Genomic DNA, 24725 nt, shown 5'->3' on the forward strand with positions numbered 1-24725 from the left:
TGAAGCTATGCCCATTAATTTAACATTAACTGCAGTTAAAATGCATTTTCATCGCCTCTGAGGGTCCCAAAAAAGGTTAAGAAAACAATTTTAAGATCAAGCAGGAACGACCAGTTCTCTAAATACCAAACATCGGCCTCAACCCTGGCCAGCATATCTTCGGTATTTTTAGTTTCGCCGCGTAAGCCACGTATTTGGGCCCAGCCGGTAATGCCTGGTTTAAGGAAGTGACGTACCATAAAAGTATCAATAAGCTGCGCGTATTGCTCAGTATGGCTTATCATGTGCGGGCGTGGCCCCACTACCGACATATTTCCCATTAGCACATTAAAAAACTGCGGAAGCTCGTCAATACTTGTCCGGCGCATTATAGCCCCAATTGGTGTAATACGAGAATCACCCCTTGTAGCTTGCTTTTTATCTGAATCTGAATTCACCCGCATGCTCCTGAACTTATAACATTTAAACGGTTTATTATCCCTGCCCGAACGCATTTGTACAAAAAATACAGGGCCTTTAGATTGAAGTTTTATAAGTATTGCAAAAATCGGGAATAACCAGCTGAATATAAATATGATAACAAATATTGAAAACAGGGTATCAAAAGTACGTTTGATAAACCTGTTCAGCATGTTTTCCAATGGTTCGGGCCTTACAGAAATAATAGGGATATGCCCAAAGCTTTGTATATAGGTAGGTTTTTTGGCATAATCGTAATATTCAGGTACAAATTTAAAACGTATTAAATTTTTGTCTGCATCAAGCATTAATTTTTCGATGGTATCCGCACTGGTATTTGGCAGCGTACAAAAAATTTCATCAACCTTGTTGGCTATAACAAAGTCTATACAATCATCTGTACGGCCTAAGTATAGTTCTTTTTCTTTAACACGCTCGGGCACATCATCAAAAAAACCTACTAGTTTGTACCCGCGTTCAACGTTCTGGTTAAAAAAATTGTATAGGTCGTATCCTATTCTTCCGCCACCAACAATTACTACTGTACGGGTATCAAATAGTAATCTTCGGTTGGTTTTGCGTATACCCAAAAATATAAGTTTCCAAAGTCCAAGCAGAAATCCAAACAATGCTAAAGAATAAAAAAGGTATTCTCGCGTAACAAAATAGGGTTTTGTACCAATGAGTATAATTATTGTAAAACATATAAAGCTTACAAAAATAAAATATGTTTTAATTACACCCCGGTAAGTGTTTATAGAATCTTTATATAATACTTGCTCATAAAGCCCGCTAATATTTGCAGCTAATAACCAAATAAGATTAAAAACCAGTACAATAGGTAGATAATTTTTATTATTTATCCAGAAAAATGATGACTTGTCGATTATAACGTACGAAATAACCATACTGATATTTAATATTAAATAATCAGTAGTAAGATTAACGGCCTTAATAAATGTGGCATACCTATGGATCATACCCTTCCTCCTTTTAGTAGTAGAATATTTATACCAGGCATTTTTTTATATCTGTTATAATCAAAAAAATTAAACAAAAAGCGTTCGGACAACAAAATTATAAATTTATGGTTTAGATTTTAATAATATTGAAATTTACAATAAGTTAATTGCATTTTTTTTATCAATTAAATATTTGATAAACTCCTGTAATTTTCTTGCTTTGGTTTGAGCCAACAAGTATAGTGGTAATTTTTTTATCTATCATTAAATTTTCTGCTTGTTTAATAAATTCGTCTCCATTTATTATTATTGGATCAATCGTCATCATATTACTAATTATTAATTTTGACGTGTCCGGATTCTTTAATAAGGCCCGTCGTAAGTCGCCATCGGTTATAATACCGTCAATATGATCTTTATCTCCAACTATAACCATTCCCAGCCGTCCTTCAGACATACGTAGCAATAACTCTGTAAATGTAGCATCCTTTGCAATATAGGGCAGGTTATCAGTACGCATTAAGTCTTTCACTTTTGCCAATAATTTATACCCTAACCTTCCACCGGGATGAAAACGTGCAAAATCTTCTTCCTGAAACTGGCGCGATTCCATTAACGCTACGGCAAGTGCATCGCCCATAACTAATGTTGCCGTTGTTGATGATGTAGGCGCTAATGCTAAAGGACAAGCTTCGCGGGTTATATTAATATTTAGGTGATAATCGCTATTTTTTGCAATGGTTGAATTTGGGTTGCCTGTAATGCTGACGATCTGATTTTTGTTAAATTTTAAAAACGGGATGATCTTGAGCACCTCTTCAGTTTCGCCCGAATATGATATTAGCATAACAATATCATTTATGCCCACCATGCCTAAATCACCGTGAAAAGCTTCTCCAGGATGCAAATAAAAACTTGGCGTACCCGTGCTTGATAACGTAGCCGCGATTTTTCTGCCGATATGACCTGATTTTCCAATGCCAGTTACTACCAGTTTACCACGCGAAGCTAATATAGCATCAACTGTTTGTGAAAATTTATCATCAAGTAAACTTGCAACCTGTTGTAAGGATTCTATTTCGATATCAAAAACCCGTTTGGCAATATCTTTCATAGTCATGTTATCCAAGTAATGGCGCTATAACTTTTTCCAGATCGTGCAATTTTACCATGTTTGGTCCGTCACTCAATGCATTATCCGGGTCTGGGTGTGTTTCCATAAAGTAACCGTCGGCCCCAAACGCTTTTGCAGCAAGCGCCATCATTGGTACAAAAGTACGGTCGCCGCCGGTTTTGCCGCCTGCTCCACCCGGCCGTTGTACAGAGTGTGTGCAATCCATACAAACCGGGTGTCCGAATGATTTAAGATCATGAATGTTCCTGAAATCAACCACCAAATTATTATAGCCGTACATGTTGCCGCGCTCAGTTAAAATCACCTGGTTATTGCCAGCTTCAATTACTTTTTGAGCAGGGTAAAACATATCCTGGCCAGATAAAAATTGCGCTTTTTTAATATTGACGATCTTTCCTGTTTTTGCTGCGGCAACCAGCAGATCGGTTTGGCGACATAAAAAAGCAGGTATCTGCAAAATATCAACTACCTCGCCTACTAATGCAGCCTGTGATGGTTCATGAATATCTGTTATCAATGGCAAGCCGAAACGCTCTTTTACTTTCAGCAGCATTTCCATTCCTTTTTCCACGCCCGGTCCGCGGTATGAATGGATAGAAGTTCGGTTTGCCTTATCAAACGATGACTTAAATATAACCGGGATATCATACTTCTGCCCTATTTCGGCAACTTTTTCGGCAACAGTATATAGTAGTTCCTGGTTTTCCATTACACATGGGCCCAGGATAAAAAATGGCTTTTGCTGTATTTTTTTAAAAAGCATACTTGTAAAATATAGAGCAAAGATGTAAATTTTTTATGAACAGACACTAATTACCGCTGTTGGTTTAATAGCAGGAGAATTTAATCCTGCATTGCTTAACTTTGTAGGATGAATTACTTTGATTTTTATGAGTTACCAGAAACATTCAATTTGAATGATGCTGATATCAAAAAGAAATTTTACCAGCTAAGCAAAAAATATCATCCTGATTTTTATGCTAATGAGGATGAGGAAAAGCAGCAGGAAATACTGGAATTATCTACCCTGAATAATAAGGCCTACCAAACACTTGGCGATCCAAATAAGCGTCTGGAATATATTTTAAGACTACATAATTTGGTTTCTGAGGGCGCGAAGCCACAACTACCATCAGATTTTTTGATGGAGATGATGGATATTAATGAACGGATAATGGAGGTTAACAGTGCAGAAGAACTGGGAACAATAACAGCAGAAGTGCTTGCTTTTGAGGGAGATATGAATGAAGAATTATCTGCCCTAACATCCGATTATACCCACTTGGATGATACCACCAAAGAGAGCAGGTTGAATGATATTGCAAAAATTTACTTTAAGCAAAAATATTTATTGCGGATTAAAGAGAGTTTAGATACATTTGCAACCCGCTTCTGAGAAATTAATCCACTCTCGGTACAGCAAGCCCAGCTGGCGGAATTGGTAGACGCGCTGGTCTCAAACACCTGTGGGAAACCGTGCCGGTTCGACTCCGGCGCTGGGTACAAAGCCTTTCTGAGAAATCAGAAAGGCTTTGTTGTTTTTAGTTTGAACTTTCCCCTATATTTAGCTTTATTGATTCTTTTGAGTAAATTTGAAATAACAACTATATTCTGATGAAGCAGGACAATCCTAACTTTACAACAGCTGAGATAGAACAGTTAAAGGCAGGCCTTAAACGCACTTACAAGGAACGCTTTGAAATGACAACGCGTTTATACAAAATTGAGCAAACCATGAACAAAGCTGTTATTACTCACAAACAATTTATCAGTAAATAAGTGTGGACGTATTTGACGAGGATATTCTAAAATTTTGGCGAGCATTATATAATAATAAGGTTCAATATATCCTGATCGGTGGATATGCAATAAATTTTCATGGCTATCAGCGCCTTACAAGCGATATTGATATTTGACTACACGATACCCATGAAAACCGTAAAAAACTGTGGCGGGTTTTTAATGATTGTGACTTAGGTGATTTTTCGATAATTGAAACGATGCAGTTTGTTGCTGGTTGGACTGAGTTCCATCTTAACAACGGTTATCACTTGATATTTTGACAGAAATGAAAGGCTTGGAAAATTATATATTCGATGAATGTTTATCAATGGCTTCTATAGCTGAAATTGACGGCGTAAATATTCCATTCTTACATATCAATCAGATAATTATAAACAAAAAAATCGTAAATCGTCCAAAAGATCAATTAGACATTAATGCACTTGAAGAGATAAAAAGATTAAGGGAGCAATAACGCCTCGGTTCGACTCCGGCGCTGGGTACAAAGCCCAATTTTAACAAATCGGGCTTTGTTGTTTTAAAATCATCTATTTCAATACTATTTGCCTTCCCCCATCTTTTCCCTACCTTCATACTATGATTACTGTAACGCCGGAATTGCTTCAATCTTTTGAAGCACTTAAAGAAGTTTCGTTAGAAGAATTGAAATGGTTAATTAATAACAGCGAGCAACGCATTTTGCCGGAAGGAGAATTCCTGTTCCAGGCAGGACAGCCTATCAATTTTACCAACATTATTATAAACGGCAGGGTAAGCATGTACATTATCCAAAATGGCGAGACCCGCGAAATGGCGGTTTTTGAAGCGCAGACAGTCTCCGGATATCTGCCTTTTTCACGTGCAAAATCTGCCCCGAGTTTTGCTAAAGCCGTAGAGGAAACTCAGCTACTTTGCTTTCCTGCAACAAAAATGCACGAAATGATAACTCATCATTTTGAATTGACCCAAGCTTTGGTGCATGTAATGGCCAGCCGCATACGAGATTTCACAACGCTACAGCAGCAAAGCGAAAAAATGATGGCCCTGGGAAAATTATCTGCAGGATTAGCCCATGAGTTAAATAATCCGGCCTCGGCTATTGTGCGTGGTGCAGCATCGCTTAAACAGCATTTATTAAGCGCACCAAAAACGTTTAAAGAGATCATCGAAATGAAGATGACGGTTGAACAGGTAAACATTGTAAATGATATGCTACGGGTTGTTTTGAATGAAAAAAAACAACGCACGTTAACCATGATGGAACGCAGCGAACTGGAAGATGAAATGATCGACTGGATGGATGCTCATGAAGTAAAGAATGCAGCTGAGATCTCAGAAAATTTTGTGGAATTTGGTTTTGAGGTAAGCGATGCCGAAGCCTTTAAACAACAGATCCCGGCTGAGTATATTTCGTCTATCATGAACTGGATAAACAGTAATATGTTAACCGAAAAAATGGTAACGGATATTGAGGAAGCATCAAGACGTATAACTGACCTGGTTGGTTCGGTAAAGAATTTTACACACATGGATCAGGGGCATGATAAGCAATATGCGGATATTCACAGCGGTATAAAAAATACGCTGACCATGCTTCAGCACAAAATACATAAAAATAACATACAAATAGTAAAGAATTTTGACACCACCCTGCCACCTGTAAAAGCTATGATTGGCGAACTTAACCAGGTTTGGACGAACCTGATGGATAACGCGCTGGATGCTATGGAAGGTATGGGTAAAGGTGTTTTAGAGATTAAAACGCTAAAGGATGGTGCTTTTGTGGAAGTATCCATAATTGACAATGGCCCGGGAATTCCTGAAGATAATAAATCACAAATCTTTGATCCGTTCTTCACCACCAAAGAAATTGGAAAAGGGACTGGCTTGGGCCTTGACGTTGTTCGAAGGATAGTAAAACAACATCGCGGTTCAATCAAAGTACAATCTGTGCCCGGAAGAACAGCCTTTATTGTTTGTTTTCCTATCGATGGTTAATTTTATAACAACAAAAACTAAATGAGTCTACCTATTATATTTTGTATTGACGATGATGCCCATGTATTGCGTGCACTTACGCGCGATCTGAAAAACAAATATCGGGATACCTATCGTGTTTTAAGTACTACCATCATACAAGAGGCATTTGACAGCTTACTTGAGCTAAAAAATAAAGGCGAAACAGTTGCCATGTACCTTTCGGATCAGCGTATGCCCGAAATGGATGGTGTTGACTTTTTGGAGAGAGCAATTAAATACTATCCCAATGCCAAACGGGTACTGATCACTGCTTATTCTGATACGGATGCTGCCATTAAAGCCATCAATACAGTTCAGTTGGATTATTACCTGGTTAAACCATGGGATCCGCCTGAAGAAAAGCTTTACCCAGTTATTGACGGGTTGCTTGACGATTGGCTGAGCACCTATCAACCCGATTTTAAAGGTATAAAAGTAATTGGATATCAATATTCGAGCTTATCGCATGATATTAAGGATTTTCTTGCCGGGAATTTGATCCCATACCAATGGTTTGATGTACAGCTTAAGGAAAAAGCCGAAGAAAAATTGGCGCTTAACAATCTTACGTTAAAAGATCTGCCTGTCGTATTTTTTGGCGATGGATCACATTTGATAAAGCCAACCATTACCCAGATAGCAGATAAAATCGGTTTAAACCCGGAGTTAAAGAATGACATGTATGATGTGGTGATCATAGGTGCAGGTCCGGCCGGGCTAGCTGCCGGGGTTTATGGTGCATCCGAAGGCTTAAAAACGCTAATGATTGAACGCCGTGCACCGGGCGGACAAGCAGGAACCAGCAGCCGGATAGAAAATTACCTGGGCTTCCCTGCAGGCATCAGTGGCTCTGAGCTTACTCGCCGGGCCATGACCCAGGCTACGCGTTTAGGCACTGAGTTTTTATCGCCAAGATCAGTTAATGCTATCCTGCAAAAAGATGGTTATAAGAAAATAATGCTCGAAGACGGTAGATGCATTGATACACGAAGTATTATTATTACTACCGGCGTTGATTACCGTAAATTAGATACTAAAGGTATCGCTGATTTCGCTGGTGCAGGTATTTATTACGGGGCAGCTATGACTGAAGCTGCCGCTTGCAAGGATAAGGATGTTTATATCGTAGGAGGCGGCAATTCTGCTGGGCAGGCGGCTATGTATCTATCAAAATTCGCAAGCAGGGTTCACATTATCATTCGCAAAGCGGATCTTATAAGTACCATGTCGGCCTACCTTATCGATCAGATTAATGAAACCAAAAACATAGTTGTGCTTGGCAAAATGGAAATAATTGAAGCTAAAGGCAATGAGCAATTACAGGAGCTTGTGTTAAATAACCTGGATACAAGCGTGCAGCAAACCCGTCCTGCTTCAGCACTTTATATTTTTATCGGAGCAAAACCATTTACTGAATGGATTGAATTGGATATTATTAAAGATAACAAGGGTTTTCTAGAAACCGGCCGCGATTTAAAAATTTATGATGATTTTAACAAAATATGGAAAGAAAGCCGCGATCCATACTTGTTGGAAACAAGTTGTCCCGGTGTTTTTGCTGCAGGCGATGTCCGTTCCGGGGCTATGAACCGCGTTGCTGCTGCCGTAGGTGAAGGATCAATGGCTATCAGCTTTGTTCACAAGTATTTAGCTGATGTAAAATAACCAATTTGGAATACTAAAATAAGCACATCTAACTTACCTGTTCAATTTGCTTCTTACGGGTATTAATATTTTTAAGCTTTAAGCAAGGCCTTTCAACTAATACATAACTTAAAAATGCTAACGCACATGTGATTATCATACAAATAATCACATCGCCTATAAAGCCAATGTTTTTGCTAAACGTAAAAGTTAACTGCTGTATGGGAAATGCGTATATGTATATTCCGTAAGACAGATCGTATTTAAGTGATACTTTAAATGTTGCAAAACCCAAAACACACATTATAGCGATCAATATTGGCGCAATAAGCAAAAAACCGCCAAATTTTAACAGCGTAATAGATAATAGTAGAATAAATATTAAGCCTTTTTCATCTATTGTTATTTCTTTTCTGAATATATATAACCCCATGCCGCACAAATATGCAATATAAAATTGGCGGGCGATATTAAGTGTTAAAAAAGTTGGGCCAAATTGTGGTATATTATATAAATTAACAACGTATACTGCATAAACCAGTAAAAATAAAAGAACAAATACAATCTTATTTTTATTTATAAGTCCAAAAAAACTTATAACTACAGTCATAACATAACACGACGCTTCTGAATATAAGGTCCATAAGCTGCCATTTAATGATCCCTTATACAACGAATGATCAAGCACATTACCTACACTCCATTGCCTTATCCCTAATAAATAGTCATTAAAAAAATAGCTTAAACTGCTATTATTGCCTGTAAATGGAAACCCTTCTATCGAATGATGGTTTAAATAATACATTAACGGAGCTATTAAAAATCCGGTAATTATCAAACACATCCAGTAACCCGGAAACAACCTTAAAAAACGTTTATACAAAAATCTGAGAATATCCGGATTTCGATCAATGCTGTTAGTTATCAAATACCCACTTAACGAAAAAAAGCCTAATACGCCAATAAATGCAAAATCAATTTGACCTTTCGAAAATACAGATAGCGGGTCCATGCCTGTATTGTTGAGAAAATAAGCATGTGTGAAAAGTACAAATAGCGCCAATATTAGTCTTAATAAGTCATAAGCGTTATTATTATGCGTCATAGCTCTTTGGGATATCATATAATTATTTCTCATCTGCCATAACCGAAACTGCTTGCAGGTACCATGCAGCATGTGGTATCCATTGCTCGGTCCATCGCCATTCATTACCAGCATCTTCAGTTTTGTAGTCGATACCGCTACCGTCTCCATTCCCCTCTTTTCCCGTTATTCCATTGGAGATCCCACCACGCTCAGAACCATGGCCGAAATTAGAATGCATATATGGCACGTTATTCCTGCCAAAATTATACATAAAGCAAACCTGGTATGGGTTATCTCCTAATATCCAATTGATCTGGTTGTAGGCGAACCGTATTAAAGCATTTTTGTGTTTGATTTGATTATGACCATTATATACTAGTTTCGATCCAATTATTGCGGCAGCAGCTAATGAACTTAAACGTGCGTTTTCTCCCTGCCACCACCAGCCGGTTTCGTTGTCATGTGGAATGAAGAATCCATTTTTAATACTGTCCTTATACCGGAAAGTTTGTCTTGCATAACCAAATGGATTACTCACTTCATCGGTAACCGCCAATTCATAATCCAAAGTAGTTTTGATCGTATGCAATGCTGAAGAACGATAAGACGAATCGTTTTCTTTTTTTAAATATCTTGCCAATGCAATTACAGGCAAACCAGCATCCGATGCATGCCAGTATGGGCGGCTGCCGTCATCAGCAATAAAATAGCCTTCTTTTGATAAACGCTTTGCCAGGTTATGCGCATGTTTACGGGCTTCAGTTTTGTAGAGTTCTTTATTAGTAGTTATCCAAAGCTCCGTGGCTGCAATCAAAGCGCAGTAATCGTCAATTATATTTTCCTTACCATCATCGTCATATTTCTTATTATAGATGAGCAGATGAGCGAATGCCCGTTCAGCAGCACTAAGATATTGCGTTGAGGTAAAATTACCATGCTTTTTCCAACGGGATATTCTCGCTAAAGCAGCTATGGCCATTCCCCCGCCTTCGCGAAAAGCACATTGGTATTCATTGGTCGTTACACTATTAGCATGTAAGCCTACAATACGGCGCGCATTAGGGTTTTTATTAAAATAACTGAATACGATCATGTAAAAATAATCACTGTCTGATAAAGCCCGCGTCATGTAATCAGCGCCCCATAATGCTTCACTTTCTAAAGAATCCTTTACCCGTAATTTGGTCAGCATATTAGGAATAGCTTCATCAGCACTAACCATAGACCATGTTACCAATGGTATTTGTTGGGGCGACATAAAATTAGCGTAAGCCAAATGCGAAAAGTATTTACTTACATCGCCGGAAGCATCGCACCAGCCACCGTGTAAGTCGACTGTTTTATCGCTGCCAAATAATTTGATTTTTGAGTCGGCAGCAAGCTCTGCAGGCGTATTGGCCCGTTGTTTACGATAATAATGTATTACTGATGGTATTGTTAATTCGGCCAGCTCATCATTGCCTATCTGAAAAGGTTCAGACGGATATTTTTTTCCGGCGATGGTAACCACGAAAATAAATTCGCCGGTTTGGTTAAAGCCGGAGAAATCAGCTTTATAGAAATATTCACCGGGTGCCCAGTCATGAATTTGTTGTTTTTGTGAAAGCGCACCGGTAAAAACCGTTTGTTGTGTCTTGTTGTTCACCAGAATGAAACCAATATAGCCTTTTAATTGCTTTTGCGTTCCTACTAATGCTGTTTTAGGGGCATTTATATTGAAAGCAATTTGGTTGATATAAATGACCGGTTTTGCATAGGATAAGAAAGGAACACTTATAGCCCAAAAAGCAATAATTAGAAATTTGAAGCTGATATTCTTAAGCATAATTAGTTTTTAGCTGATGCCCAAAATATGGCATTGGTGAATAGTCTTTTGTAAACAGGGTCGTCAAACAAAATTGGCGAATGCCCCATAAATATATAAATATTGCGGGCTTTGTAGTGTTCATTTGTCCAAATCACAGGGTGATCACCCATTTTAACATCTGAGTTAGGTTGATAGCTTGCTTCATCAACACTTGCCAATACATGCACATTTGGCCTCGGGCTTTTATCATATGTATAAAATTCTTCCTTTTTTACCAGGAACGATGAGGGAACGCCTTTCATAACCGGGTGGTGTGTATCTTCAACATGTATGGTACCTTGCACAAATGTTGCGATGTAATTTTTAAATTGGATGCCGCCCATAAATGCCGAGAACCAATCCCACATTTTATAACCGTCAAACTCTCCCAATAAAGTTGCATGATGAAAGCCGATCCATCCACCACGCCCTTCTTCAATGTATTTTTGAAAAGCAGCAACAGCCTGTGATGTCCATGCATAGGGTGCATAATCCAGTTGAATAAATAACTGGTATTTACTTAAAAACTGATCATTTATTTTATCGGTATTTTCAATATAATCAATACTGAAATTGCTATCCACTGCAAGGCTATCCAACCAAAATTGAGCCCTTTTGGAATAATCGATATGATGCCCGCCATTTTCGTAAAGGGCTAGTACATGAAAACGGGGTTTTAAATTTTGGGCCTGGAGATAAAATGTACAAAAACAAAAAAAGATCAAGGCTGCGGTTTTCCGGCGCATAGGCAATATTTGAAAAGATACTTTCAAATTTAATAAATTAAAACAGGAAACATACTGACACTATTTTGTCAGTGACTTATTTTATATCAGTAAAGTATCAACGCGGTGTGCCAAAACGATCTGATCGCATGGTGACCATGAAAAAATGGTAAAACGCCCATCCTGTGAAGCAACCAAAGCGAAGGCATCGTGCTGATCGTATACAAACTGTGCTGCTGAAAAGTGCCTTGTTCCACCATTGCTTGATGGCGGTATAATTACCGCAGGGCTATTAATGATGGGTTCTGTCACCATAATTTGCTTAACAGTTTCACGGCCTAATGAACGGGTTATTTTTGCACCAAATGCAAGTAATTCATGCTTATCATTAATAATTGTTGCGCCGTCTACAGCGGTTAATCCACCTATCAGGGCAATCTCGTCATTAAGCTTTTCCTGCCACTCTACCAGGTCGTCTTCCTGAACATTTTGATCCATTAATACCGATAATGTTTTGAACGAAGGAGAAACGGGATATGATATTGGATGGATGATGGATTTACGCCATTCTTCGCTATCAGACGGTACAACCAATAGTGTTCCCCCATGCCCGTGCGCACGCATAGAAACGGCAAGCTGTACATGTAAATTTACTGCGTTATTGTGCGTAAAGGTATTGGTAAATCCAAGCAGCGAATTAAGCATTCCCGGGCAATCAGGCATGTTAATGCTGTCCTCATCTACAATTTTAACTTCATCGCCCTTTAATACAGCAACGTTAACGTATTTGCCAAAGCCATCAATACGGCGGTGTTTAACTACTAACAAACCAGGCTCAACAACTTCAAGCACAAAACAAAAACCGGGAATCTCTTGGGTAGTACCCCATATATAAAGCTCGTTTTCATGCTGCCAAACACCAAGGTGTATTCCGGGGCGTTCAACGGCGGGTGCAAGTTTGGTAAGTATGTCAGCAGTTAAAGCAAGCGGGTATTCAAAAATAAGTGGTTTGGTACATTGATGTGGCGGAAGAAATGCTAATGATATTTTTGGCGAACGTCCCTCTTCTTTGCGCAAACTTGCCCAAAAGGCAGTATCAATTATTGCTGCAATTGCATTTCTATCAGGTTTTGAGGCTAAGTTTTCTTCTCCCCGATTTTGAGCTGAAGTTTGTTGATGCTCAAAATGCGCCTCGATGCCTGCTGATGCAGTTATTGCGGCCTTGTAAGTAGGTTGCGGTAAAGAGAGTTGAATTTGGCTTTCCATATTTTATAGCTATAAAATTAGGGCTTATTCGCCTTTACACAATAATAGCTATAAAATATGACGCAGTAATGCCTTTGAAATTATTTATTTTGCATAGTGGCCCGGAACCCAATAAGACCCATGCGGCCCATTTTCATAATGGCCCCGAACATATACCCCACCCCTTGCTCTTACTACACATGAGCTAAAACTTGCAGCCATCACTACCAGTAATAACATGTATTTTATCTTTTTCATATGTTTGTTTTCATAAATTTTATACATCTATGACCAACTAATATGCCAAAGGATTAATGTAAATAATTACCAGAGTTGCTTTTAATTATTCCGCTTTGTCACCATCAGAGTGAAGGCCCTTTTTCTTTCGCTCCTCTTCATTTTTTTGTCTTGAATCGGCTATTTCATATTCCAGTTCCGGATCAATATTTTGTTCCTCAACTTTTTTGGCTTTTTCTAATAAAATATCGCGATTATCCTGAAGCCACTGTAACTGCACTTTTCCATAAGAAAACCGTGTGAACAACACGAACAATACTGGCACAACAAATATAGATATGGTTGATGAAGCTACCATACCACCCAATACTGTTACACCGATTGTATTACGTGAAGCACCGCCTGCACCTGTTGCCAGTGCAAGCGGTAATACGCCTAAAATAAACGCCATCGAGGTCATGATAATTGGCCTTAGACGTAACCGGACCGCGTCTAATGTTGCCTCGAGTAGTTCGATACCCTGATCTACACGTATTTTGGCAAACTCTACTATCAATATCGCGTTTTTGGCTGACAATCCAATCAATGTGATCAACCCAATTTGTGCATAAACATTATTAGTCAATTGCTGCTGGGTGACAAGCGGCCATAAAGTTAAAAAAACTATCGCTCCAAACGCACTTACCGGTACTGCAAGCATTACCGAGAATGGTACTGACCAGCTTTCATATAATGCAGCAAGGAACAAGAATACGAATACAATGGAGAACATGAAAATATAGACCGTAAGTGAGCCCGCTTTTATCTCCTCGTAGCTTAATCCGGAAAATTCAAAGGTATAACCACGTGGCAATACTGTTTTAGCAAGATGTGTTAATTCATCCAACGATTGTCCGCTACTGTATCCGTCAGGTATCGATCCGTCAACTTCAGCAGAACGGAAAATGTTAAAGTGACTAATTAACGGAGCCGCGATAGTTGGTTTGTAAGAAATAACAGTGCTCAGCGGAGTCATATTACCTGCAGAATTACGGACGTAATATTTATCCATATTATTTATCAGGGCACGATATTGTGTATCAGCCTGTATTACAACATGGTATGTTCGGTTATATAAGGTAAAATTGTTTACAAACAAACTGCCCATGTAGGCTTGCATAGTTGAAAACACATCTGATATATTTATACCCAGCTTCTCACATTTTGCCCTGTCAACATTCAGATCATAACTTGGCGTGTGAGCTGAAAAATAACAGAATGCTGTTGATGTAGCCGGATTTTTTTGTGCTGCAGCAACAAATTTGTGCACTGCTGCTTCAAACTGATGTATGTCATCGGTTGAGTTACCCTGCTCAATTTGCATACTGAAACCGGCAGCAATGCCAATACCCCTGATAGGTGGTGGTTGTATTACCACTACACTGGCATTTTTAATACCTGCTTTAGCAAACCTTACTGTAAGTGCTTTCATTATTCCCGGAAACTGGGTTTGCGGGGTTGTACGTTCATCCCAAGGCTTTAGCATGAGGAACATGGAACCACTGTTTGAGGTAGCACCACCATTAAGAATGTTAAAGCCGGATGAAGCAGCGTAATGCAAAATCCCGGGTGTTGAAGTAACGATCTTCATCAGCTTTTCCATTACTTTAACCGACGATGACGTTGATGCCGCATCAGGTAATTGATAGGTAATATATAACCTGCCACCATCTTCAGATGGCACAAATCCCGATGGCTTTAATTTGAACAGGTATATTGTTCCGACACATATACAGGCCAGTATCAATACCACTACCCATGCATATTTAATGCATCTTCTTACTCCATTAACGTACCTGGCAGTTACTCTTTCAAATGTGGTATTAAACCAGTCAAAGAATTTTTCAATCCATCTAACCAGGAAATTTTTACTTTTTACTTCGTGATGCGATGGGCGCAATAACAGTGTACAAAGTGCCGGGGTTAAAGATAACGCCACAAATGCAGATATAATGACCGAGATAGCTATAGTTATAGCAAACTGCTGGTATAGCCGACCAACTATACCTGGTATAAAACCTACCGGAACGAATACCGAAGCCAGGATTAGCGCAATAGCTATTACCGGAGCTGAAATTTCTTTCATGGCCTGGTAGGTAGCTTCTTTAGGCGACATATGCTGCTCATCAATGTAATGCTGAACAGCTTCCACCACAATGATCGCATCATCCACAACAATACCAATTGCCAGTACAAAGCCAAACATAGTTAAGGTATTGATAGTAAATCCCAGCGGTATAAAAAATATAAATGTTGATAGTATAGATACAGGAATTGCAACAATGGGTATAATGGTAGATCTTATATTTTGGAGGAAGAGTAACACCACTATTGCAACCAGGCCTAAAGCTTTTAAAAGCGTACCTACCACTTCATCCATAGATACTTTGATGATGGTTATAGATTCAAATGGGACGCTATAATCAACATCAGCAGGGAACGTTTTCTTTAATAAAGCAAGTTCCTTATAAACATTATCGGCAGTTTGTAAAGCGTTACTACCCGGCGACTGGAATATTTGAAGTATTGACGCCCGCTTTCCATCAACAAACGAGTTGCTGGCGAAAGTGAATTTACCCAACTCTACCCTCGCAATATCTCTTAAATAAACCATTGCTCCTGTTGCAGGGTTTGCTTTAACAATGATTTTTTGATAATCAGATGCTTTGTTAAGCATACCATTAACCAAAATACCGGTTTCAAAACTTTGTGCATTTTGCTGTGGCGGCGCTCCTACCGAACCTGCAGCCACATAAACATTCTGCGCGGTTAAGGCCGAATCAACATCCCCGGTAGTAATTCCATAAGATGCCATTTTATCCGGGTTCATCCAGATGCGCATACTAAACTGATCGGCACGAGCGGTTACATCACCTACGCCTGGTACACGGAGTATCGCATCTAAAATAAAGGTGTTGGTATAATTATCCAGGAAGGTAATATTATGCATGCCATTGGGCGAAAATATGCCAACCAGCATTAACATATCCGGGTTACTTGCACGTACAGTTAAACCTAATTTACTTACCACCGCGGGCAATGCGGGGCTTGCAATACCAACCCTGTTCTGTACGTTTAGCGCCGCGATCTCTACATTGGTACCAATATTAAAGGTAACCCTGATGCTCATACCGCCGCTGTTGGTGTTGGTACTTTGCATGTACTCCATACCCGGAGTACCATTTACCTGCTCCTCAATCGGCGTAGCTACAGTCTGTTCAACCGTTTCTGCGTCTGCACCAGTATAAGATCCTGATACTGAAACGCTTGGAGGAGATATATTAGGATACTGATCGACCGCTAAATTGAAAAGACATATCAGCCCGGCAATCATTAAAACCAGGGATATAACAATAGCAGTTACAGGCCTTTTTATGAAAGTATTCGCGATCATGCTTGACCCGGTTTATTCAGTTCACGAGATTTATTGATCTCAAATTCAAGTTCAGGGTCAATATTTTGCTCTTCAACCTTTTTAGCCTTTTCCATCAATTCTTTATGATGAGCTTTCAGGTATTCGAGTTTTTCCTTACCATAAGAGAACTTGGTAATGATCACATACAATACAGGCACTACGAAAATAGCCACGGTTGATGCTGCAAGCATCCCGCCTAATACCGTAAAACCAATAGTTCGTCTACCAACCGCACCGGCACCTGTCGCCAAAACTAATGGTAAAACCCCTAAAATAAATGCTAAGGATGTCATAACAATAGGACGCAGACGCAAACTTACCGCATCGAGGGTTGATTGTAGCAGATCTTCGCCCCTGTCGACACGAACCTTGGCAAACTCTACGATCAGGATCGCGTTTTTGGCAGCCAAACCGATCAGCGTGATCAAGCCGATCTGCGCGTAAACGTTATCGGTTAAGTCTGGAACACATATCAAAGCCAATATAGCCCCAAAAGCACCGATGGGAACGGCTAATAATACGGAGAATGGAACAGACCAGCTTTCGTATAGTGCAGCTAAGAATAAGAATACGAATGTGATTGAGAACATGAAGATATAAATGGTGGTTGAACCGGCCTTTATTTCCTCATAACTTAATCCTGAAAACTCATAAGCATATCCTGTCGGCAAATCCTTTGCAGCTAAATTCTGTAAAGCTGTTAATGCCTGTGTACTGCTATATCCTGCTTTGTTTGTTCCGTCAATCTCAGCAGAGCGGAAAATGTTAAAGTGCGATATTAAAGGCGCAGCCACCGTTGGAGAGTAACTAACCAAGGTGCCTAATGGTACCATTGTACCTGCCTGGTTACGTACATAATACTTGTCAACGTCAGATATCATGGCACGATAAGCGGTATCAGCCTGAACCACCACGTGGAATGTACGTGCGTAGGTAGTAAAGTCATTTATATACAAACTACCCATAAATGCCTGTAAGGCGGTAAATACATCGTTAATATTGACGCCTAATTTCTCGCATTTCTCGCGGTCCACTTTCAGGTTATAATTTGGCGTATGTGCTGTAAAGAATGTATATGAACCGGTAATGGCCGGATCGTTATTCGCATCGGTAACAAATTTGTTCATTACAGCTTCAAATTGCTGTAAATTATCATTTGAGCTACGTTGTTCAACCTGCATACTGAAACCAACGGTTGCTCCTACACCCGGTAGTGGGGATGGTTGTATAACTTCTACAGCGGCATTTTTAATACCGGCTGAATCTATCCGCCTTTGTAGTTCGCCAATTATACCCGGAACCTGCTCGGTCGATTTGCCACGCTCGTCCCATGGGGCAAGCTGGCAATATATTGTACCATTGTTTGAGTTACTTGCATTAGTTACTACGTTCAATCCCGATAGTGCTGCATAATGCGCCACACCCGGTGTAGTACCTACAACTTTCATCAGCCGTTGCATTACATTGGTTGCAGCCACTGTTGATGATGCCGGCGGTAATTGGTAAGTAACATATAAGTTTCCGTCATCTTCTGACGGAATAAAGCCTGTTGGCTTAGTTTGGAATAGTAGATAAGCGCCGATACATACACAAACCAAAAGTATAACTATGTATTTTGCAGCAGCTATACATCTCCTTACACCCTCGGTATATTTATCGGTAACACGTTGAAACCAGTTATTAAATTTAACAAAATATTTATCCAGGCCCTTACCTTTTTTACTTTCATCTGTTGGCTTAAGCAATAAGGTACAAAGCGCCGGTGTAAGTGATAATGCGATAAACGCTGATATGATAACCGAGATAGCGATAGTGATAGCAAACTGTTGGTACAAACGCCCTACTATACCCGGTATAAAACCAACCGGAACGAATACCGCGGCAAGTATCAGCGCGATAGCGATTACCGGTGCGGATATATCTTTCATAGCCTGGTAGGTGGCTTCTTTGGCAGTCATTTTATCATGATCGATATAATGCTGTACTGCTTCCACCACAATGATGGCATCATCCACTACAATACCTATCGCCAGCACAAAACCAAACATGGTTAATGTGTTGATAGAGAACCCTAAGGGGATGAAAAAACAAAATGTACCAAATATGGATACCGGTATAGCTAAAATTGGAATAAGCGTTGATCGCCAGGTTTGCAGGAATAAAAAAACCACAATCCCAACTAATCCTAACGTTTTTAATAAGGTACCTACCACATCTTCCATTGAAACTTTTACCACAGTAACAGCCTCAAATGGGACACTATAAGTTACATCAGATGGGAACGTCTGTTTTAACTTGGCCAATTCGTCATAGATACCTTTTGCAGTTTGCAGTGCATTACTGCCAGGTGCCTGGTAAACCTGTAAGTAAGATGCACGGTGCCCATCAACAAATGAGTTACTTGAAAATGTAAATTTACCAAGTTCAACCCTTGCTACATCTTTTAAATATACCAAAGCACCTGTAGTAGGGTTATTTTTAACAATGATATTTTGAAATTCAGGTACGGTACTTAAACGACCGTTTACTAAAATACCTAACTCGTATGTTTGGCTGGATGACTGCGGCGGAACACCGGCAGTACCTGCGGCTACCTGTACGTTTTGCGCATTTAAAGCGTTAATTACATCAGTTGGGGTTATGCTGTAGGATGCCATTTTTTCCGGGTTCATCCAGATACGCATACTAAAATCATCGGTAAACTTACTGATACTTCCTACTCCCGGAATACGTAAAAGCGCATCCTGGATAAAAATGTTAGTGTAGTTATCTAAAAAGGTGATGTTATGCGTATCCTTAGGCGAATAGATCGCTACCATCATCAGCATACTTGGGTTTACTGCACGTACAGTAAGGCCTAAACGGCTTACTACTGCCGGAAGCAGCGGTGTAGCAATACTTACACGGTTTTGTACGTCAAGCGCGGCTACGTCAATATCGGTACCTATTTTAAAGGTAACGTTCATTTGCATTAAGCCGTTATTGGTACTGTTGCTTTGCATGTATTCCATGCCTGGTGTACCGTTTACCTGTTCTTCTATAGGGGTGGCAACTGTTTGTTCAACAGTTTGCGCATCCGCTCCTGTAAACTGGCCATTCACCTGTACAACGGGTGGTGTTATATCGGGGTATTGGTCAATCGGTAAAACAAGGATACTAACTATCCCCGTGATCACCAATACGATAGATATAACTATAGCAGTTACCGGTCTTTTTATAAAAGTATTAGCAATCATATATTAAAATTCAATGGATAGAAGCTGCTTAAGATCATTCCGGTACTTATTTTCCTTTTTTGCCGCCGGCTGAAGGTGGCACTACATTTTTGGTTGTAATAGGCGCACCGTCATGTAATGTTTGCACACCGTCTGTCACTACCCTGTCGCCAACCTGTATACCGCTTTTAACAACGATATTTGGGCCGATTACCTGGCCAACCTGCACTTTTTTCTCAACAGCAACTAATTCTTTCTTTTTATCCTTAACCGAATCTGCTTTAGCTGCTGGGTTATTAACCATGGTATCTTTTGCCATGTAAACAAAATACTCACCCATTTGCTCAACAATAGCTTTATTTGGTACCACTATTTGTGGTGCAGCATCCTGGTTATGCACTTTTACAAGGCAGCTCATACCAACCCTTAAATCGCCTTTAGGGTTAGGAAATACCAGCCTGATCTTGATAGAACCTGTTTGCGCATCAACCGCACGATCAATATTAGATATTTTTCCAAGATATGGATATTCAGAATTGTCGGGCAGCAAGATGGTGAATAAAGAATCGATTGGATGCTTATTTTCCTTCATCTTCTCAAATTTTGGCAACTGCTTTTCGTTGATGATAAAGTCAACAGCCATTGGGTTATCACTCGAGATCGTATTAAGAATAGTGGTGTTGATAGACACAACATCACCCAATTTCACATTACTAAAACCAATTGTACCATCAAATGGAGCATAAATGGTTGAATAACCAAGGTTTGTTTTTGCTGATTTTACGGTTTGCGCTGCAGCCTTTACCGAGTTTTTTGAGTTAACAAGTGTAATGATCGCGTGATCATACAATTGCTTGGCAACCGCATTATATTTATTCAAATATTCGTAACGGTCTGCATCCTGTTGCGATTGCGTAAGGGTTCCCTGGGCAACCTTTAAATTTGCAACAGCTGCATCGTAACTATCCTGATAAATCTTTTTATCGATCTCGTAAAGCTTTTGGCCCTTTTTTACATGGCTGCCTTCTGTAAAAAATATGCCGGTAATGTCACCCTGAACCTGTGGTAATAAGTTAACCTGCATTAAGGCCTGCGTGGTTGATGGGTACTTATCATAAAAAAATACCTTTTGGGCCTTAACAGTTAATAAGTTAACAGGAACTTCTGTGTTTTGTGGTGGTTGCTTTTTACCGCAAGCGCTTAATACTAAGCATCCTGCAAAAACAATATTTAAAATAACTTTATTCATCTTCAAAGTTGTAATTTTGCTTATTAATATGTGATGGTTCCCATTGCTTTTTCAAGATCTACCTTGTTAGATAGCACCGTGAACAATGCATTTAAATAACTTATTTCCGCTGTTATTAAATTCGATTCTGCTGTAATTACGTTTAGGTACGCTACAATACCTTGTTTGTACTGTAATTTCACTACAAAGTAAACACGTTTAGCCAGCGCAACATTCTTTTGCAACAGCTCGAGGTTATATAAATTGCCTTTATAGTTAGCTAATGCTAAAGTATACTGCGAATAGATCTGTGATTTCAATTCTGTAGTTGTCCAATCAAGTTGCTCTTGTTGTAATTTTGCCTTACGCAGGTTATTTGTCCGGTAAAAACCAGTGAAAATTGGGACACTTACTGATAGTCCTATTAATGATGTTGGATAAGAGCTATTGAATAAGTTAGATGCTTTGTTACTTTCAAAATCAAGATCGTAATCAAAAAATGCAGAAACCGTTGGCAGGAACGATGTAGCGTAATAGTTAATTGTTTGCTGTTGTAAAGCTTTTTGTGTTTTTACCTGTTGAAATTCAATACGTTTTTCATATTCCAATTGCTGATTAGTGTCTATCTGAATATCGCGCATCATTTGCATGGTGTCAAGATCTACATTGAACTGCTTTTCGGGCGGGAAACCCATATATTGTTTTAACAAAGCATACTGGGGAACAATATTTTCATTGGCCTGTTTTAACTGCGCTACAGAAGTGTTTAATGAAATCTGCGCTTCCTCATAATCCGTTTCATCAACTATACCACCAACATATTGATGATAAGCATCTTTTAGGTTTCGGTTTAAACGGGCAGTATCTTCCTTCAGCACATTGATTTGCTCAAGCGTTAAAAGTACATTATAATATGATTTTGTAATTGTAGATGCTATAAATATTTTAGTGCTATCGCTTATTTCCTTTGCCTGCTGAATGTATAGCGGTGCGCTTTTGTAAGCATACAGCAAGCTTGGGCTGAAAATAGCCTGCGACACTTGTAATTCAGGCACAAATGTATTGCCATAAGTGGTTCGAGTGGCAGTTGCGGATGAATTTGAACTGCCGCTCCCGGATGTTGTGCCGGTTCCGGTAGATCCAGTTGTACCCGTGCCAGTAGATCCTGTTGTACCGGTACCCCCGGTTGTTGTTGTTGCGCCCGGTATTACCGAAGCTCCACCACTTTGTTGAAAATAATGGATCAGATCACCGTTAGCGTTAACCTGCGGTAACCATCCTGATAAGGCTATCCCGTTGTTAGCGTGCGCTACATCAATACCAATAGATGATATGTTAATGTAGGGTTCGTGTTGCAGCGCATAGTCAATACATTGTTTTAACGTTAGGTATTGTACCGTTTTGTTGGAGGAATCCTTAACAATAGGTAGTAATAGCTTATTCGTATCGGCGGTTTGAGCAAAGCTGTTAATGCTTATAAATGAAAGACACGCAATTAATATCACTTTACGGGTCAAAAAAACTGGAGAAGCATCTAACAATTTAATAAAGTAGGTTAATTTGTAATTCATAGTTTCATGCTCATGCTGTAATTGCAATATATACATATGCAACAAGTAAGTGTTTTGCAAAAATGATAAAATACCTGATTATAATAGGTAACAATATTGTTAAGCGCTTTGTAATAAGCAAGTGATATGATATTGTTACTTAATAATAAAAAAATTAATAAATAACGATAATTTTAAGATCAAACTAAACATTTCACTATAATACAATAAACCAGCTTATTAAATAAATAAACTAATGTAAATTACAACGACTGGTTTTAAGAACAACTGTCGCCTGCACTATATTTCATATCCATCATTAGAATATATTCTTAATTTTGCACAGTAAATTGCTGTTCCCATTGTTAAATTCCAAATCCATTCCCGTTTCTGCGAGCCTTATAGAAGACGAAAGATTAACAGCCCTGCGATCATACGATATTCTGGATACTGCCGAAGAAAAAGATTTTGATGAATTAACTGAGCTGGCATCAGTTATTTGCCAAACACCTATTGCTTTAATAAGCTTAGTTGATGCTGAGAGACAATGGTTTAAATCACATAAAGGTTTGTCTGCTACTGAAACTCCTATCGAGCAATCATTTTGTGCTCACGCGATTTTATCTTATGATGAAATGATGGTGATTGATGATGCGCGTGAAGATGAACGTTTTGCTGATAACCCTTTGGTTACCGGCCATCCAAAAATAGTTTTTTATGCAGGTGTTCCCCTCGTTAATGAAGATGGATACGCCTTAGGTACATTGTGCGTTATTGACGGAGATAAAAAGCACTTAAGCGATGCTCAAATAGGCGCTTTAAAAATACTCGCTAAACAAGTTGTAGATAAATTAGAGCTCAGGCGAAAGATTTTAAATCTGCAGGTTGCCAACCAGGAATTGAGAGAAGCAAACATGTTTATTCAAAAATTTGCTTCAACCGCGGCTCATGATATTAAAAACCCATTGAGCAGTATACACTTAACATCACAGGCTCTTAAAATAAGGCTACAAAAATTAGGCGATGAAGGCTGCGTTCGTTTAATTGATCTTAATCTTACATCTACAAACCGGTTAATCGGTTTATTAGATGAGATGCTTGACTATTCTAAAGATCCGTCGTTACTCCTTAGTAAAAAAACAAATATCGACTTAAGAAAAAGCCTTAAAAAATTGATCAGCATGATCAATTTACCGGATAATTTTAAGATAGTTCTGCCTCCTGAAGGTTTAGCGTTAAATATATCTGTGGTTTCATTTGAACAGATATTCATTAACCTTTTAAGTAATGCTATCCGGTATAATGATAAAATTAATCCAATAATCGAGATCCGTTTTAATTCGGATAATGATTATTACTATTTTGAAGTGGAAGATAACGGAATAGGTATTTCGCCCGAATATCACGAAAAAATATTCAGCAATAGTTTTACCTTAAAAATAACTGACCGCTATAATAAAAAAGGAACAGGTATAGGACTGGCTACTATAAAAGACCTTGTTAATGCCTTAAAAGGAAATATATATGTTAAATCATCGCCGGGGGTTGGAACTACTTTTTATTTTACTGTAAAAAAGTAGTTCCTCATTTTTCATCCCGTCCGTATAATTTTCGCAATTTGTTTTTTGCCTTTTCCAGCGGTACCTTTTGTGATTTTGTGAGGTTCTTTCCTGCCCTGTTCTCATAAAAATTAAGCATTGACATGGCGCTTTGAAAAGGTGAAGCTTTTCGCTTGTTGCTTACATCTGCCGAATATTTTAAAGATTCAGCAATCTTTTCAGGATCTTTTGATTTGAAAATATCCTTCTCCAGATCAAGTGCGTCGCTATGTTCCGTCACATTTGCCGACCATTTCTTTTTTGTCTTAGCTTTCGCCGCCATGTCAATACTGCTTTAATTCTTCAACGTGCTATCCGGTTTAATCAGGTTAGCGCCTCCTGATGAACTATAATCCTTAGACACGGTTTCGCCTGTATGTGTTATAATCTCTGATGTATCCTGAGCAGTAACATCTTTAGGCACCTGGTAGGTGTTTTGAGCTGTATCTTCACCACCTCCAACGCCATGGTCGCCAATACAACCTGTAAATGCTGCTGATACTAGTAATACGGCTAATGCAATTTTTATTATTTTCATA

20 protein-coding genes and 1 tRNA gene are annotated in these 24725 nt (G+C 39.0%); 7 read left to right on the top strand and 14 right to left on the bottom strand.

Going from position 1 to position 24725, the window contains the following annotated elements; genetic code table 11:
- Positions 1-35: 35 nt before the first annotated feature.
- The 3 genes from ACYZ0U_RS11300 to kdsA all read right to left on the bottom strand — a co-directional run bounded on the left by ACYZ0U_RS11300 (position 36) and on the right by kdsA (position 3319).
- The gene (locus ACYZ0U_RS11300; RefSeq protein ID WP_461452267.1) at positions 36-1439 is read right to left on the bottom strand and encodes an undecaprenyl-phosphate glucose phosphotransferase; all 1404 of its coding nucleotides are present in this window, start codon (positions 1437-1439) and stop codon (positions 36-38) included.
- Positions 1440-1602: 163 nt separating this feature from the next.
- Positions 1603-2541, bottom strand: coding sequence for a KpsF/GutQ family sugar-phosphate isomerase (locus ACYZ0U_RS11305; protein ID WP_461452269.1), 939 nt, complete (start codon positions 2539-2541; stop codon positions 1603-1605).
- Between the two features lies 1 nt (position 2542).
- Positions 2543-3319, bottom strand: a complete 777-nt coding sequence (gene kdsA / locus ACYZ0U_RS11310; RefSeq protein ID WP_461452271.1) for a 3-deoxy-8-phosphooctulonate synthase — start codon at positions 3317-3319, stop codon at positions 2543-2545.
- Between the two features lie 108 nt (positions 3320-3427).
- Between kdsA and hscB the strand changes: the two genes are divergently transcribed.
- From hscB to ACYZ0U_RS11340, 6 genes are all read left to right on the top strand, one after another.
- Positions 3428-3952, top strand: a complete 525-nt coding sequence (gene hscB / locus ACYZ0U_RS11315; RefSeq protein ID WP_461452273.1) for a Fe-S protein assembly co-chaperone HscB — start codon at positions 3428-3430, stop codon at positions 3950-3952.
- A gap of 27 nt (positions 3953-3979) precedes the next feature.
- Positions 3980-4059 (top strand) — tRNA-Leu (locus tag ACYZ0U_RS11320).
- A 111-nt stretch (positions 4060-4170) separates the two neighbouring features.
- Positions 4171-4335 (top strand): hypothetical protein, encoded by a 165-nt coding sequence (locus ACYZ0U_RS11325; protein ID WP_461452274.1) that lies wholly within the window; start codon positions 4171-4173, stop codon positions 4333-4335.
- A 289-nt stretch (positions 4336-4624) separates the two neighbouring features.
- Positions 4625-4813, top strand: coding sequence for a hypothetical protein (locus tag ACYZ0U_RS11330; protein WP_461452276.1), 189 nt, complete (start codon positions 4625-4627; stop codon positions 4811-4813).
- Positions 4814-4935: 122 nt separating this feature from the next.
- A complete protein-coding gene (locus ACYZ0U_RS11335) occupies positions 4936-6336 on the top strand; it encodes an ATP-binding protein (protein ID WP_461452277.1) in 1401 nt (466 codons plus the stop codon).
- A 21-nt stretch (positions 6337-6357) separates the two neighbouring features.
- The gene (locus ACYZ0U_RS11340) at positions 6358-8022 is read left to right on the top strand and encodes an FAD-dependent oxidoreductase (protein ID WP_461452279.1); all 1665 of its coding nucleotides are present in this window, start codon (positions 6358-6360) and stop codon (positions 8020-8022) included.
- Between the two features lie 28 nt (positions 8023-8050).
- Here the strand turns inward: ACYZ0U_RS11340 and ACYZ0U_RS11345 are convergent, their stop codons facing one another.
- The 9 genes from ACYZ0U_RS11345 to ACYZ0U_RS11385 all read right to left on the bottom strand — a co-directional run bounded on the left by ACYZ0U_RS11345 (position 8051) and on the right by ACYZ0U_RS11385 (position 22609).
- Entirely contained in the window at positions 8051-9220 is a 1170-nt protein-coding gene (locus ACYZ0U_RS11345; RefSeq protein WP_461453705.1) for an acyltransferase family protein, read from the bottom strand.
- Positions 9129-10913, bottom strand: coding sequence for a glycoside hydrolase family 9 protein (locus tag ACYZ0U_RS11350; protein WP_461452281.1), 1785 nt, complete (start codon positions 10911-10913; stop codon positions 9129-9131). Before ACYZ0U_RS11350 ends, ACYZ0U_RS11345 begins: the two co-directional genes overlap by 92 nt.
- Positions 10914-10915: 2 nt before the next feature.
- Positions 10916-11680, bottom strand: a complete 765-nt coding sequence (locus ACYZ0U_RS11355) for a ThuA domain-containing protein (RefSeq protein WP_461452282.1) — start codon at positions 11678-11680, stop codon at positions 10916-10918.
- Between the two features lie 81 nt (positions 11681-11761).
- Positions 11762-12925: a putative sensor domain DACNV-containing protein gene (locus ACYZ0U_RS11360; protein ID WP_461452284.1), complete on the bottom strand. Its 1164-nt coding sequence runs from the start codon at positions 12923-12925 to the stop codon at positions 11762-11764.
- Positions 12926-13009: 84 nt separating this feature from the next.
- Complete coding sequence (locus ACYZ0U_RS11365) at positions 13010-13162, bottom strand: hypothetical protein (protein WP_461452286.1); 153 nt, start codon at positions 13160-13162, stop codon at positions 13010-13012.
- 85 nt (positions 13163-13247) lie between these two features.
- On the bottom strand, positions 13248-16574 hold the full coding sequence (locus ACYZ0U_RS11370) for an efflux RND transporter permease subunit (RefSeq protein WP_461452287.1): 3327 nt from the start codon (positions 16572-16574) through the stop codon (positions 13248-13250).
- Entirely contained in the window at positions 16571-19831 is a 3261-nt protein-coding gene (locus ACYZ0U_RS11375; RefSeq protein ID WP_461452289.1) for an efflux RND transporter permease subunit, read from the bottom strand. The genes ACYZ0U_RS11370 and ACYZ0U_RS11375 overlap by 4 nt, the downstream gene beginning before the upstream one ends.
- 46 nt (positions 19832-19877) lie before the next feature.
- Positions 19878-21059 (bottom strand): efflux RND transporter periplasmic adaptor subunit, encoded by a 1182-nt coding sequence (locus ACYZ0U_RS11380; protein WP_461452291.1) that lies wholly within the window; start codon positions 21057-21059, stop codon positions 19878-19880.
- Between the two features lie 23 nt (positions 21060-21082).
- On the bottom strand, positions 21083-22609 hold the full coding sequence (locus ACYZ0U_RS11385) for a TolC family protein (RefSeq protein ID WP_461452293.1): 1527 nt from the start codon (positions 22607-22609) through the stop codon (positions 21083-21085).
- Between the two features lie 317 nt (positions 22610-22926).
- Between ACYZ0U_RS11385 and ACYZ0U_RS11390 the strand changes: the two genes are divergently transcribed.
- On the top strand, positions 22927-24168 hold the full coding sequence (locus tag ACYZ0U_RS11390) for a sensor histidine kinase (RefSeq protein ID WP_461452295.1): 1242 nt from the start codon (positions 22927-22929) through the stop codon (positions 24166-24168).
- A gap of 4 nt (positions 24169-24172) precedes the next feature.
- Here the strand turns inward: ACYZ0U_RS11390 and ACYZ0U_RS11395 are convergent, their stop codons facing one another.
- The gene (locus ACYZ0U_RS11395; protein WP_461452297.1) at positions 24173-24469 is read right to left on the bottom strand and encodes a DUF3175 domain-containing protein; all 297 of its coding nucleotides are present in this window, start codon (positions 24467-24469) and stop codon (positions 24173-24175) included.
- A 12-nt stretch (positions 24470-24481) separates the two neighbouring features.
- Positions 24482-24724: a hypothetical protein gene (locus tag ACYZ0U_RS11400; RefSeq protein WP_461452299.1), complete on the bottom strand. Its 243-nt coding sequence runs from the start codon at positions 24722-24724 to the stop codon at positions 24482-24484.
- Between the last annotated feature and the right edge of the window lies 1 nt (position 24725).

The sequence above is a fragment of the Mucilaginibacter sp. genome (assembly GCF_965225845.1).
Classification (GTDB): Bacteria; Bacteroidota; Bacteroidia; order Sphingobacteriales; family Sphingobacteriaceae; genus Mucilaginibacter.